Origin of the sequence: Candidatus Caldatribacterium sp. SIUC1, assembly GCF_051549785.1 — a bacterium.
GTDB lineage: Bacteria > Atribacterota > Atribacteria > Atribacterales > Caldatribacteriaceae > Caldatribacterium.
In genome coordinates this window covers 1,201,123-1,214,211 of sequence record NZ_CP189974.1, presented here as the reverse complement: position 1 = coordinate 1,214,211, position 13,089 = coordinate 1,201,123, and the positions used below count along the sequence as shown (strand labels likewise).

General features: G+C 58.1%; 11 protein-coding genes and 1 other RNA gene. 3 read left to right on the top strand and 9 right to left on the bottom strand.

Annotated features, from left to right (window positions below; genetic code table 11):
• Positions 1-12: 12 nt before the first annotated feature.
• From ssrS to rbsK, 5 genes are all read right to left on the bottom strand, one after another.
• Positions 13-170: non-coding RNA, 6S RNA (gene ssrS, locus ACP6EK_RS06320), on the bottom strand.
• An 89-nt stretch (positions 171-259) separates the two neighbouring features.
• The gene (gene aspS / locus ACP6EK_RS06315; protein WP_438314237.1) at positions 260-2,014 is read right to left on the bottom strand and encodes an aspartate--tRNA ligase; all 1,755 of its coding nucleotides are present in this window, start codon (positions 2,012-2,014) and stop codon (positions 260-262) included.
• Positions 2,008-3,276 carry a histidine--tRNA ligase gene (hisS, locus tag ACP6EK_RS06310; protein WP_438314233.1) on the bottom strand — a complete coding sequence of 423 codons (1,269 nt, stop codon included), beginning with the start codon at positions 3,274-3,276 and terminating at the stop codon, positions 2,008-2,010. The genes aspS and hisS overlap by 7 nt, the downstream gene beginning before the upstream one ends.
• Before the next feature lie 15 nt (positions 3,277-3,291).
• Positions 3,292-3,942 carry an MgtC/SapB family protein gene (locus ACP6EK_RS06305; RefSeq protein ID WP_438314230.1) on the bottom strand — a complete coding sequence of 217 codons (651 nt, stop codon included), beginning with the start codon at positions 3,940-3,942 and terminating at the stop codon, positions 3,292-3,294.
• Positions 3,935-4,906 carry a ribokinase gene (gene rbsK / locus ACP6EK_RS06300; RefSeq protein ID WP_438314227.1) on the bottom strand — a complete coding sequence of 324 codons (972 nt, stop codon included), beginning with the start codon at positions 4,904-4,906 and terminating at the stop codon, positions 3,935-3,937. The genes ACP6EK_RS06305 and rbsK overlap by 8 nt, the downstream gene beginning before the upstream one ends.
• A 121-nt stretch (positions 4,907-5,027) precedes the next feature.
• On the opposite strand from rbsK, the gene purH reads away from it, so the two are divergent.
• The 3 genes from purH to hydF are packed head-to-tail and all read left to right on the top strand — an operon-like array spanning position 5,028 to position 9,255.
• Complete coding sequence (gene purH / locus ACP6EK_RS06295; protein WP_438314225.1) at positions 5,028-6,581, top strand: bifunctional phosphoribosylaminoimidazolecarboxamide formyltransferase/IMP cyclohydrolase; 1,554 nt, start codon at positions 5,028-5,030, stop codon at positions 6,579-6,581.
• Positions 6,582-6,587: 6 nt separating this feature from the next.
• Positions 6,588-8,015, top strand: a complete 1,428-nt coding sequence (locus ACP6EK_RS06290) for an aspartate ammonia-lyase (protein ID WP_438314222.1) — start codon at positions 6,588-6,590, stop codon at positions 8,013-8,015.
• Positions 7,996-9,255 carry a [FeFe] hydrogenase H-cluster maturation GTPase HydF gene (gene hydF, locus ACP6EK_RS06285; protein WP_438314219.1) on the top strand — a complete coding sequence of 420 codons (1,260 nt, stop codon included), beginning with the start codon at positions 7,996-7,998 and terminating at the stop codon, positions 9,253-9,255. The genes ACP6EK_RS06290 and hydF overlap by 20 nt, the downstream gene beginning before the upstream one ends.
• A 2-nt stretch (positions 9,256-9,257) precedes the next feature.
• On the opposite strand, the gene ACP6EK_RS06280 is transcribed toward hydF, so the two are convergent.
• The 4 genes from ACP6EK_RS06280 to ACP6EK_RS06265 are packed head-to-tail and all read right to left on the bottom strand — an operon-like array spanning position 9,258 to position 13,088.
• Positions 9,258-10,079 carry a hypothetical protein gene (locus ACP6EK_RS06280; RefSeq protein WP_438314216.1) on the bottom strand — a complete coding sequence of 274 codons (822 nt, stop codon included), beginning with the start codon at positions 10,077-10,079 and terminating at the stop codon, positions 9,258-9,260.
• 13 nt (positions 10,080-10,092) lie between these two features.
• Entirely contained in the window at positions 10,093-10,944 is an 852-nt protein-coding gene (locus tag ACP6EK_RS06275; RefSeq protein ID WP_438314213.1) for a hypothetical protein, read from the bottom strand.
• Positions 10,945-10,956: 12 nt separating this feature from the next.
• Positions 10,957-11,757: a methyltetrahydrofolate cobalamin methyltransferase gene (locus tag ACP6EK_RS06270; protein ID WP_438314210.1), complete on the bottom strand. Its 801-nt coding sequence runs from the start codon at positions 11,755-11,757 to the stop codon at positions 10,957-10,959.
• Positions 11,751-13,088 carry a bifunctional folylpolyglutamate synthase/dihydrofolate synthase gene (locus tag ACP6EK_RS06265; protein WP_438314207.1) on the bottom strand — a complete coding sequence of 446 codons (1,338 nt, stop codon included), beginning with the start codon at positions 13,086-13,088 and terminating at the stop codon, positions 11,751-11,753. Before ACP6EK_RS06265 ends, ACP6EK_RS06270 begins: the two co-directional genes overlap by 7 nt.
• Position 13,089: the final 1 nt, after the last annotated feature.

Genomic DNA, 13,089 nt, shown 5'->3' with positions numbered 1-13,089 from the left:
CCTTCCTCACAGTGTGACCCCGCTTCTGCCGTGTGTCAACCGCTTTGATCCTCGTCCTCCAAAAGGTGGGTGCCCTCCCGGAAGAACCACGGCTCTTCCGGAGTCCAGGCTCCCTGGACAAGGGTGTTGGGTCAAAGCCTCATTTGACATCACGCGCAAAGCAGGGTCACAAACCGACTTCTGCCAAGATAATAGCACAAGCCCTCACCTTTTGCAATGACGCTCAAAAAGCCTGGAAAACCGGGAGTCGAAACCCCGGCTACCGCTTTTCCTTCTTGAGGGCAATGCCAAGGATATCGAGCTGCTCCTTCTCCACCGGAGACGGAGCACCGGTGAGCAGGCACACACCCTTTTGCGTTTTGGGAAAGGCGATGACTTCCCGGATGGAATCCTCACCGCAGAGGAGCATCACCAGCCGGTCGAAGCCCAAAGCGATGCCTCCATGGGGAGGACAGCCAAACTGCAGTGCCTCCACAAAGAAACCGAATTTCTCCCGGATTTCCCGTTCCGTCAGGCTGAGGCGGGAGAAGATCTTCTCCTGAAGGTCCCTCCGGTGAATCCGGATACTGCCTCCACCAACTTCGTACCCGTTGAGGACGAGGTCGTAAGCCTTTGCCCGAACACGCTCTGGATGCTCGTCAAGAAGGGGAATGTCCTCATCAAAGGGAGCCGTGAAGGGGTGGTGAACCGAAACCCAGCGCCTCTCTTCCTCGCTCCACTCAAGAAGGGGAAAGTCCACAACCCACACAAAGGCGAAACGTTCTTTCTCGGGCATCTCTCTCCCAAGTTGCACCCGAAGATTCCCCAGAAATTCCTGGAGAACCTCTTCCTCCCCCCAGGACACAAGGAGCACCGAACCCTCACCAAAGGGGTATCTCGCCACAAGGCGCTGGAAGAGCGTCTCGGGAACCTTCCCTTTGAGAGGAGAGGAGAAGTCCTCCTGGGCCTTTCGAACCCAGGAAAGGGCAAGGTGCCTTTCCCTTGCCTCCGCTGCGAAGAGGTCGAGCTTTTTCCGGGAGAGGGAATGGTCCTGGGGCACGAAAAGCCCCCGGAAGACAACACGGCCCTTTTCCCCCAAGGGCAGCACGCCCCCTCCCTCCTCAAGGAAAAGCGGTGTGAGGTCGTCGATAGTGAGAGAGAAGCGAAGGTCCGGCTTGTCCGTGCCGTACTTTTTCAGAGCTTCCTCATACGTCAGGCGCGGGAAGGGAATCTCCAGGGTCACCTCAAGCACCTCGGCGAAAACGTGCTGCATGAGTTCTTCCACAAGCCGCAGCACATCCTCCCGGTCCACAAAGGACATCTCGATGTCCACCTGGGTGAACTCGGGTTGCCGGTCGGCCCGGAGGTCCTCGTCGCGGAAACACCGGACAATCTGGAAGTACCGGTCAAAGCCAGCCACCATGAGGAGCTGCTTGAAGAGCTGGGGCGACTGGGGCAGGGCGTAAAAGGAGCCGGGGTTCAGGCGGCTGGGAACAAGGAAATCCCGGGCACCCTCAGGCGTGCTCTTCGTGAGGAAAGGAGTTTCGACCTCAACAAAACCACGCTCGGTAAGGAACCGGCGGATGCTCTGCGCCGCTTTATGGCGCAGCATGAGGTTTTCCTGCATTCTGGACCGCCGGAGATCCAGGTATCTGTAGCGGAGGCGGAGGGATTCATCAACTTCCTTTCTCCCCTCAATCTCAAAGGGCGGGAGCTCAGAAGGCGAGAGCACCACGAATGTCAGTGCATGGACCTCAATGTCCCCAGTGGCCAGACGGGGATTGGTTAGACCTTCAGGCCGTTCCCTGACAACACCCTTCACCTGCACCACGTATTCGGGACGGACAGATGCGGCAACCTCATAGGCCTTTTCGTTCTCTGAACTCACCACGACCTGGGTGATGCCGAAGCGATCCCGGAGGTCCAGGAAAATGATACCCCCATGGTCCCGAATCCGGTGCACCCAGCCTGCAAGGGTAACCTCCTTCCCTACGTCGGTTTTGCGAAGCTCACCACAGGTATGGGTCCTCAGCATGTCTCCCGCTCCTTTCGCAGTCGCCCGAGGAGTTCTTCTCGGGAAAGGAGCATCTGCTCCCCCGAAACAAGGTCTTTGAGGGAAAAGCCTTCGTTCTTCCGTTCCTCTTCCCCGGCAATGACCACAAAGCGCACGCCCATTTTCTGCGCCCGTTTCAGATGGTACCTGAGGTTTTTGCTGGCAAAGTCAAGACAGAAGGGAATGCCTGCTTCATGAAGAACCTGACTCAGCGCGAGGAGGTCCTTCTCCCCCTCTTCATCCTGAGGAGCAAGATAGACCCGAAAGGTACCCTTCCGGGGAAAACCGCTCCGTTCAAGGAGAAGGACAATGCGTTCCATGCCCGCCGCAAACCCAACTCCCGGGACTTCAGGACCTCCGAGAGCCCGTGCCAGGCCATCGTACCTCCCCCCACCGCCAATGGCATCCTGAGCCCCCAAGGTGTGAACCTTAACTTCAAACACCGTACGGGTGTAGTAATCAAGGCCCCGGACCAGACGGGGATTGACCACGAAGGGGATGCCAAGGCGCTTCAGGAGGGAAAAGAGTCGCTCCTCATGCCTGCGGCACTCAGTACAGAGGAAGTCCTGAATGCTTGGGAAAGACGCCTCGCGGAACACCGCCTGGCACGTTTCGTTCTTGCAATCGAGAACCCGAAGCGGATTCTCCACAAGGCGCCTTTTGCAGTTCTCGCAGAGCGCGTCTTTACGGCTCTCCAGGTACTCCCGAAGCCGCCGCACGTAGTGGGGCTTGCAGAGGGGACAGCCGATGCTATTGAGCTCAAGGGAAAGGTCAGAAAGACCGAGTTCCCGGTAAATCGTCCAGGCAAGAAGGATGATTTCAGCATCACAGGCCGGGTCCTGGAACCCTAAAGCCTCGAAACCGAACTGGTGGAACTGGCGCATGCGTCCCGCCTGGGGACGCTCGTAACGGAACATGGGGCCGAGGTAGTACCACCGGACGCGGGGGTCCCGGACGAAGAACCCATGCTCAAGGTACGCCCGCACTACTGGAGCCGTCCCTTCCGGCCGAAGGGTGATGCTCCTTCCCCCTTTATCGGTGAAGGTGTACATCTCCTTCTGCACGATGTCGGTTTCTTCTCCCACCCCGCGGGCGAAGAGTTCCGTGTGCTCGAAAACAGGGGTTCGGATTTCCTCGTATCCGAAAAGATGGGCATTCCGGCGCACAACCTCCTCAAGGTGCTGCCAGAGTGCCACCTCTTCGCCGAGAATATCCCGTGTTCCCCGAGGCGCCTTTATCTCCATACACCCATCCCTTCCTTACCGGATCTCGAGGTTCTCCACTACAGAAAGCCCGCGCAGAGCCGAGGCAATCTCCACCACACCGGTGCCCTTAGGAGCATGGGTGAAGAGCAAACAGAGCACCCTTCCCTCGCGCTCTCTCTGAACCCTGGCAGCGGCGATATTCACCCCAAGTTCGCCAAGAAGCGTTCCCACCTTCCCTAAGGCTCCGGGCTCGTCGCGGAGCACAAGTTCTATGGAGAGACCACCCTTGGTTTTGAGGAAGTGCCCTTCGAAGTACTCAAGAAGCCACAGGACAAGAAGGATGAACCCCACCCCGGCAAACCCCAGGGTGAACATCCCCACTCCCATGGCGATACCCACCCCACAGGTAGCCCAGAGACTTGCCGCCGTGGTGAGTCCGGCAATGGTCGAACCGTACCGGAAGATGGTGCCCGCTCCCAGAAACCCAATGCCGCTCACAATCTGGGCCGTGATACGGGCCGGGTCAGAACCGATCCTCCCAAAAAAGAAGACGGAAACCAGGGTCATCAGGGCAGAACCAAGGCACACGAGGATATGAGTTCTGAGACCTGCAGGTTTCTCTGCCCGTTCCCTCTGCCAGCCAATGATGCCCCCCGCCACAAAGGCGGCAAAAAGGCGCAAGAGAATGGTTACCGTGTCACCCATGGACACCTCGAACACTGAGAAACTCAACCTCTCCCTCGCCGTGTTCTTCGAGGAACCGCTCAAGGTCCCGCATAGAAGGCAGAGCACTCTGCGCGCCGACCCTGGTGCAGGCAATGGCTCCGGCGGTGTTGGCAAGCTTCAGGGCGCTCACCCAGTCCTTCCCCTGAGCGATGCCCACCAAAAGCCCGGCGTTGAAGGCATCGCCTGCGGCGGTGGTGTCCTCAACCTGGACTTTCCGGGGAGGGAGGTACGCACATGTCGTATCGTCCACGCTGGCGATGGCCCCCTGGTCCCCCAGGGTGATCACCGTACGGGCCCGGGTACGCTGGCGAAGAACCCGGAGTACCCGCACCGCATCCTCGAGGGTCGTAATGGTGACACCGCTGAGAACTTCCGCTTCGTACTTGTTTGGAGTCATTATATCACTGGCCGTCAAGATTTCGATGGGGAACTCCTGAGCCGGAGCAGGGTTCAGGACCACAACCATGCCGAACCGGTGGGCAACCTCAATGGCCCGCCGGACCACCTCATGAGGAACTTCAAGCTGCAGAAGCAAGAAATCGCAGGATTTGAAGAGCTCCAGAGCGTTCTCCACATCCTGCACCGAGAGCTTCATGTTCGCTCCCGGGGCGACGAGAATCCGGTTCTCCCCTCGCTCGTCGATGAAGATGAAGGCTAGCCCCGTGTGGGTGAGCGGTTGCTTGGTCACAAAGGCGTAATCCACGTTCTCCTGCTCAAGGTTCAGAAGAAGACGGGCACCGAAATCGTCGTCGCCCACCTTGCCAATCATGCTCACCAGTGCCCCCAGGCGGGCACAGGCAATGGCCTGGTTGTTCCCCTTTCCTCCCGGGAACATAGAGAACTCTCGAACGAAGAGGTTTTCCCCCACCTCAGGCATGCGTTCAATCTTGAGCACCATGTCCATATTGAGGCTGCCAATGACGAGGACTTTCGCTCTCTCCACAGGCCCCACTCCCTTTCCTCTCATTCTACTACAAGGCGCTTCGGTATTGTACCACAGCCGTCCTTTTCAAGACCCTTCCTCTCCGGTACAATGGAGAAAAGGACGCAGGAGGGTGTTGTCCATGATTCGGGTGACCACAGCGCTTCTCAGTGTTTCCGACAAAACAGGCCTTGGGGAGCTCGCACAGCGCCTCAGCGCCCTGGGGGTGCGCCTTTTCGCCACCGGGGGAACGGCGAAATTCTTGAGAGAACTCCACCTTGAGGTCCTCGAGGTTTCAGAGGTCACAGGCTTTCCAGAAATCCTCGGAGGGCGGGTGAAGACGCTCCATCCCCGGATTGAGGGAGGAATCCTTGCGCGGCGGAACCTCCCTGAGGACATGGAAGACCTGAAACGCCACGGTATCGACCCCATCGACCTTGTCGTCTGCAATCTCTATCCTTTCGAAAAGAAGGCGAAGGAGGGAGAGCAAAACCTTGAGGTCCTCGTTGAGGAAATCGACATTGGTGGCGTGACGCTCCTTCGAGCAGCAGCGAAAAACTGGAAACACGTCGTCTGCGTTTCTTCCCCTTCTCAGTACCCAGAGCTCCTCGCAGCACTCGAAGAGCACAACGGGTATTTCCCCGAGGAGAAATCCCTCCAGTGGGCCATTGAAGCCTTTGCGCGAACCTCGCAGTACGACAGCACCATTGCCACTTACCTCAGTAAAGTGAGTGTCCGAAGCGAAGACACCCTCCCCCCTTACCTTGCCATCCACCTCAGGAAAGCCTCATCCCTCCGGTACGGTGAAAACCCCCACCAGAAAGGAGCGCTTTACGAGGACCTCTCCCTTGACCCAGAGGGATTCTGGAAGCACCTTGAGGTTCTTGCCGAAGGCAAAGAGCTCTCCTTCAACAACATCTACGACGTTCAGGCAGCCTACAGCCTCGTTCGGGAATTCCAAGAACCTGCCGTGGTCATCGTGAAGCACAACAACCCCTGCGGCGTTGCCGTGCACGAGGACCTCGCCGAGGCAGCCCGCTTTGCCCTTGAAGCTGACCCCGTCTCGGCCTTTGGTGGGATTGTGGCCATGAACCGGACGGTCACAAAAGCAAGCGTTGAGGTCTTTGGCAATCTCTTCCTCGAGGTCTTCATCGCCCCCGCTTACGAAGAAGAAGCCCTGGAACTTTTGCGCCGGCGGAAGAACCTCCGTATCCTCGCCGCACCCCTCCTTTCTCCGGCTTCCTGGGACCTCAAGAAAATCGACGGGGGATTCCTCCTTCAGGAGAACGACGGGATAACGGCCAGCCAGGAGGACCTCCGGGTGGTTACCGAAGTGAGACCCAAAGAAAACGACCTTGAGGACCTGCTCTTTGCCTTCACCGTGGCCAAATACGTCAAGTCCAACGCCATAGTGCTTGCGAAAGACCGAAAGACTGTGGGGATTGGCGCAGGACAAATGAGCCGGATTGATGCCCTCCGCATAGCCATCGCCAAAGCCCAGGGGAGAGAACGGGGGGCCGTCCTGGCTTCTGATGCCTTCTTCCCCTTCTCTGACGTTGTGGAGGAAGCCGGAAAGCACGGTATCCGTGCCATCATCCAGCCTGGAGGCTCCATCCGGGATGAGGAGTCGATCGTAGCCTGCAACCGCCTGGGCATCCCTATGGTCTTCACCGGAGTGCGGCACTTCCGGCACTGAGAGAACATGCGGAGAGAGCAGGATTTTCTGGGAGAAAAGGAAATCCCGGAAGATCGGTACTTTGGAATTCACGCTCTGCGGGCGAGGGAGAATTTCCCATTTTCGCTCCCTGTGCCCCGGCCGCTCATCCGGGCATTTTTTGCCGTGAAGTGGGCCTGCGCCAAGGCAAACCTCGAGGTTGGGCTTTTAGAGGAACCTGTTGCCTCAGCCATCCTCAAGGCCTGCGAGGAGGGTATGGCAGGGCGGTGGAATGAGGAAATCATCGTTCCCATTTTCCAGGGTGGGGCGGGAACCTCCCTGAACATGAACGTGAACGAGGTCATCGCCAACCGTGCCCTGGAGATTCTCGGATATGACAAGGGACGCTATGACATCGTGAACCCCTTCGATACCGTGAACCTCAGTCAGTCCACCAACGACGTCTTCCCCACGGCTCTACGAGTTGCCGCCCTGTGGGAGATGGAGGAACTGGAAAAAGCCATTGTGACCCTTCAGGATGCCCTCCAAGAGAAGGAGAAGGAGTTTGCAGGAATCCTCAAGGTCGGCCGTACCGAGCTCCAGGACGCCGTTCCCGTGACCCTGGGGATGGAGTTCGGTGCCTGGGCCGAAGCCATCGGGAGGGACCGCTGGCGCCTGTGGAAGGTGAAGGAGAGACTCAAAGAGGTGAACCTGGGAGGAACCGCCGTGGGGACTGGACTCAACGCTCACCCCCGCTACATCGCCCGCGCCATCGCTTATCTCAACGAGATTACGGGACTCCCTGTGGCCCGGGCCATGAACACTTTCGAGAACACCCAGAACCTCGACGTCTTTTCTGAGGTTTCAGGGCTTCTGCGGACCCTTGCTGTGAACCTCCGGAAAATCACGAACGACCTCAGACTCCTTGCCATGGGTCCCCGGGCAGGAATCGGAGAAATCGTCCTCCCTCCCCTCCAGGAGGGGTCCTCCATCATGCCGGGGAAGGTGAACCCGGTTCTCTGCGAGTACGTTGAGGGTATTGCCCTTGACGTTCTGGGCAAAGACGTGGCCCTGAGCTTTGCCGCTTCAAGCGGGCAGCTTGAGCTCAACCATCTCCTGCCCTTTGTGGCGTACTTCCTCCTCACCATGATTGAAGAACTCCGGGTTGCCTGTACAGTGCTTGCGAAAAACTACATTCCTCTCATCAGGGCCGACGAAAGCCGCTGCCGGGAACTCCTCGAGCGAAGCTTTGTTCTCGCCACCTGTGTGGTCCCCTACCTCGGGCATGAAAAGACCTCACTCCTTGTCCTTGAGTGCTTGAAAACCGGCAAGGATTTCCGGACGCTCCTTCTTGAGAAGGGGCTTTTCACCGAAGAGGAACTCGGAATAATCCTTGACCCTACGGAGTTACAGAAACCCGGGATACCGGGAATGGGAAAACTCAAAAGGAGCGACTATGCAGGGAACGCCCCGTAGCCTGAGACCGCACATTGGGATTTTCGGACGGCGAAACGTGGGGAAGTCCTCGCTCATCAATGCCCTGGTGGGTCAGGAGGTGGCCATTGTTTCGGACATTCCTGGCACAACCACCGACCCGGTCTTCAAGCCTATTGAGCTCCTCCCCTTTGGCCCTGTGGTCCTCATCGACACCGCAGGACTTGACGACGAAGGATTCCTGGGAGAACTCCGGAAGAGAAAGTCTCTGGAAATCCTCAACCGCTGCGATGTGGCTCTTCTTGTGTGGGACGGCAAAACCGACTTCGCTTTAGAGCGGGAAATCTTGAAGCTCCTCCGGGAACGGAACGTGCTCGTCCTCGGGGTGGCGAACAAAATCGACGAAACTCCGAGGCTCTTTGACCCTCCCGAGGACTTCAACATCCCTGTGTTCCGCACGAGCGCCAGGACGGGGGAAGGCATCGCCTACCTCAAGACCACCCTCATTGAAGTCCTGCGACAGGGAATTCAGGAAAAGCCCCTCATCCGGGACCTCCTGCGTCCAGGGGATCTTGTGGTCCTTGTGGTGCCCATTGACCTTGGAGCTCCCAAAGGACGGCTCATTCTTCCCCAGGTGCAGACCATCCGGGAAATCCTCGACACAGACGCGGTGAGCCTCGTGGTCAAAGAGCGGGAGCTTTCCGAAGCCCTGGAGCGTCTCAAAACCCCACCGCGCCTTGTGGTCACCGACTCTCAGGTGTTCCACAAGGTCGCCGGGGCCGTTCCTCCCTCCGTCCCCATAACGAGCTTTTCTATCCTCTTTGCCCGCCACAAGGGGGACCTCAAGACCTTCGTGGAAGGGGTGAAGGCTGTGGAGCGGTTGAAGCCCGGTGACCGGGTACTCATCCTTGAGGCCTGCACCCACCATCCTCTTCCCGACGACATCGGACGGGTGAAAATTCCCCGCTGGCTCAGACAGTACACCGGGGTGGACCTTCACTTTGACGTTGTCGCCGGCCCGACGGTCCCGGTGCCCCTTACCGAATACCAGCTCATCGTCCACTGCGGGGGGTGCATGATTAACCCCAAGGAAATGCTCTTCCGGATCCACGAAGCCTCCCGCGCTCGTGTTCCCATCACGAACTACGGCGTGCTCATCGCTTACCTCCACGGCCTCTTCCCCCGGGCCCTGGAGGTCTTCCCAGAAATGGCCTTCCTCCGGGAAGAAGGAGAACAAACCCTCCCCTTTTTCCGGAAGATCGGTGGTCGCTGGAACCTGTAGCGTCAGTTGAGCAGGGCCTGGAAGATATCGTACTTGCGGAAGGTCAGATACCGGTCGGTCATGACGTTTAAGGGTTTCTTCGTGAAGCGGAAGTTCTCCGCGATGTAGGAGAGGAGCGAGTCCAGCTGATACTCCCGGGCTGTAGAGCTCTCGCTGGCTCGTCGGTAGAGTTCCGCGCCCTTTTCCTCAAGCTCCTCCCCCTTCCCCCGGAAGCCTCGCAGCCAGGCACGCTTAGCAAAGGAGGCATGGAGCTCTCCAAAAAGCTGCTCGGGGAAGATGCCACTTACAAAGAGCGCGATGTCTCCTGCCCGCTTGAGGAAGATGAAGCGGTACGGTTCGTCCACCCGCTCGCTGAGCTCGGCAAGGAGATCCAGGTCAAAGTCTGAAAGGGTTTTCTTCAGGTAGATGCCCCGACCCCGGCGAATGTACACCGTGATGTGGTTAATCCGAATGAAGGACACAAGGAGTTCCACCAGGTAGTCCCGCAGAGCGTCCCGGGCGAGAACTTCAAGGACCTTTTTCCCATCGAATACGGGAACCACCGTCCGGTACCCGACGCGCTCAAGAGTGTACGACTCTCGCTCAATATCCCGGATGGCCCGCCGGAGCAAAAGCTCAAAGTAGAGATACGGGCTGACCTGCACGAAGAAGCGTTCGTCCTGAGCCACTCGCTGGAAGAGGAGGTCGTCCTCCAGGATCTGGTCAAGGGTTTCGGGGTCCTTTTCTACGAGCGAGAGGAAAACCTTCTCCTCCCCTCCCCGGCAGAAGACCTCGGCAAGGAAGCGGAAATCCGAAGGGGTGAACTTCTCGAAGATTTTCCGCACTCCTGGTCACTCCCTAAAAGACCACACCGAACTTCTCGCTGTAGAACCCCCTGACATCCTGTATTTCCTCATGCCTCCGTATATTATAAACATACCGGAGCACTCGCTTCTTCCAGAACTCGTCAGAGCTCAGATACCCCCGGCGCCAGATATCGAAATCGTAAGCCTTCACCTGGAAGCTCAGAACGTACTCCTTCTCCATGACAAGCTGTACCACAAGCCACGCTGCTTCAGGAAAAACTCGCTTCAGGGCGTCGAAGCCAACCCCGAGCTGGTTCCAGAGTGCCTGATCAAGAGCACGGCTTGCCATTTCCATGCGAATATAGGCCTGGTTGTCCTCGTCTGAGAACCCCACATCGAGCACAGTGTACCCGAACTCCTGAAGGAGCGACACAGTCCGCTTAACAGCCTCCTCTTTCGAGGTACTTCCCACGATGCTACTTTCCACAAGGGTGAAAGAGGTTTCAACGAGTTTGTCCTGTGCAGCGTAAAAGCGGGCAACCCACTTCCCCGAAGGAATGGTTCGGGAGCCCAGAGGGAGCTCTCCCCGAACTCCCACGTACGCTTCATCGCTCTCAAGAACAAGGGAACTCTCTACCGGAGAGCCTTCGGGGGGAAGAAACTCGAAGCGGCATTCGTCCCCCTTTTTCACCCCTTCAAGGAAAACCCAGAAGATGACCGCTTTGTCCTCAGTGCTGAACTTGTCGGTCCGATCAAGAGGCAGACCGTCTTTGTCCAGGCCCCGGCAGAGGGCATAGTCAAGGACGGTCGCAGCTAACGAAGTTCCAAAAAGCAACACAAGGAGAGCGCCGAGAACCAACCCGGGAAGGCCTCTGCCCACCATACCTTCACCCACATCCATCATACCGCAAGAGCCTCAGGAACACAACTTCCCGGAACGATGGGCTGCGATGTAATTCATGCAGAACTCATCCTGTCCGGTGAGAGCAAGAGCAGCAAAGAGCACGGCCATGAGCTCCTGATCGAGCGGGTCAACAATCGCCGCATCAAGACCATACCCGACGCAGAGGGCCAGAAAGGTACGGTTTAAAAGACGACGATTGGGCATGCCGAAAGAGATGTTGCTCAGCCCGCAGATCGTTCGCACCCCGGGAAACTCGTGCTTCACAGCTCGCAGAGTCTCGAGGAATACTCTACCCTGCCTCTGGTCTGTCCCGACGGGCACCACAAGGGGGTCGATGAAGAGCCGCTCTCTGGGGATACCGTAATCCTCGGTTGCTCGCACCAGGCGTTCCACAAGCTTTAGACGGTCGGCAACAGTTTCCGGGATCCCCCCATCCCCCATGGCCAGCCCCACCACGTACGCCTTGTATTCTCTAGCAAGGGGTAACACCGCCTCGATCCGCCGAACCTCAGCAGTGAAGGAATTAATCATGACCTCCCCCTTCCGGTACACTTGGAGGGCCCGGGCAAGGGCCTCGTCGTTTGCGGTATCAAGGCAAAGCGGAATGTTCACCGCATCTTGCAAAAGCTCCACAAGCCAGGGGAGATTCTCAATCTCTTTTTCTGCCTCGGTCCCAGCGTTCACGTCTAGGAAATGGGCACCCGCTGCTTCCTGCTTTTTCGCCTCTTCAAGGAGAAACGCTGCGTCTTTCCGCTCCAAGGCCTCCCGGATGGGCTTCCGGGTCGCGTTGATGCGCTCGGCCACAATCAGCACAGTTCCACCTCCTCTTCGAGGATTTCCTCAAAACGCAGGGCTTCTTTAAAGGGTCGGGCAAGGTAGAACGAGCCGGCCACGAGAAGAGGAAGGCCAAGGGTTCTCGCCACGCTTTCTGCCCTTTCCCGGGCCCGGTACGGGTCGGGGATGAGCTCTACAGGAACACCGAAAGAGGAAAAGAATGACGACACCACCTCCACTGGCAGGGCCTTTGGATGGAGGGGTTCGGTGAAGATGCAGTACGCGGGGAAACCCCGCAGCACCTCGGCAATTCCTGCACAGTCTTTCCCCTCAAGGAAACCCAGAAGGCACACGGCCTTCTTGACGTCGAGGTAGTCCCGGAGGGTTGCAAGGAGCACCTCAAACGATGCCCGGTTGTGAGCAACGTCGAAAACGCAAAGAGGTGAAAAGGAGAGCACGTCCACCCTCCCGGGCCAGCGGAAAGTGCCCGCAACCTCCTGGAGACGGGAAACCTCACAGGGAAGACCGAAGAGCCTTACGACAAGAAGGGCGGTGAGGAAGTTCCCCACCTGGTGGTCCCCAAGAAGGGGAAGCACCACCTCCCCTTCCCCCCACCCCCGAATGGAAAAGCGGAACCGAGAACCCCGAAGACCACGGAAGGTGATGTCGGCATGGCACTCTTCCGCCACCTCAAGTACCGGTGCTCCTTTCCTTTTTGCCTCTTGGAGAATGACCTCTCGGGCTTCTTCCCTCTGGGGAGCAAGCACAAGAGGGACGTTGCTTCGGAGAATCCCGGCCTTCTCCCAGGCGATTTGCTCGAGAGTATTCCCCAAAACCTCCATGTGGTCGAAGCTCACCGGAGTGATGACCGTCACCTGGGGCTCGGTGACGTTGGTGGCATCAAGCCGTCCTCCAAGGCCAACCTCCACCACGGCCACATCGACGTCCTTTCCGAGGAAATAGAGAAGCGCCAGACCCACGGCAACTTCAAAGTACGTGGGCTGTCCCCAGGGGGATTCCCGCTCCATCGCTTCCACTACAGACCGAACCCGGTCCACAAGGCAGACAAGCTCCTCGGGGCTTATGAGCCGGTCGTCAATGCGGATGCGTTCCCGGAAGGTCAGAAGGTGGGGTTTGGAGAAGAGGCCACAGCGCAGGCCAAAAGCGCCAAAAAGCCGGTGCAGCATGTAGGAGGTGCTACCCTTCCCCTTTGTTCCGGCGACAAGGACCGTGGGGATGGTTTTCTGGGGGTTCCCCAGACGCTCCACGAATTCCCGCATGCGTTCGAGCTTTAAGTCCGTGTAGGGAACCCGGGTCTTTTCGTAATTGATGAGCCCATAAAGGTACTCCAGAGCTTCCCGGTACTCCATG

What these genes read in the sequence shown, in the direction of transcription:
- hisS (WP_438314233.1), bottom strand. Translation starts at nt 3,276, where the DNA reads ATGGAGATAAAGGCGCCTCGGGGAACACGGGATATTCTCGGCGAAGAG.
- ACP6EK_RS06275 (WP_438314213.1), bottom strand. Translation starts at nt 10,944, where the DNA reads ATGATGGATGTGGGTGAAGGTATGGTGGGCAGAGGCCTTCCCGGGTTG.
- ACP6EK_RS06305 (WP_438314230.1), bottom strand. Translation starts at nt 3,942, where the DNA reads ATGGGTGACACGGTAACCATTCTCTTGCGCCTTTTTGCCGCCTTTGTG.
- purH (WP_438314225.1), top strand. Translation starts at nt 5,028, where the DNA reads ATGATTCGGGTGACCACAGCGCTTCTCAGTGTTTCCGACAAAACAGGC.
- hydF (WP_438314219.1), top strand. Translation starts at nt 7,996, where the DNA reads ATGCAGGGAACGCCCCGTAGCCTGAGACCGCACATTGGGATTTTCGGA.
- ACP6EK_RS06265 (WP_438314207.1), bottom strand. Translation starts at nt 13,088, where the DNA reads ATGGAGTACCGGGAAGCTCTGGAGTACCTTTATGGGCTCATCAATTAC.
- ACP6EK_RS06290 (WP_438314222.1), top strand. Translation starts at nt 6,588, where the DNA reads ATGCGGAGAGAGCAGGATTTTCTGGGAGAAAAGGAAATCCCGGAAGAT.
- aspS (WP_438314237.1), bottom strand. Translation starts at nt 2,014, where the DNA reads ATGCTGAGGACCCATACCTGTGGTGAGCTTCGCAAAACCGACGTAGGG.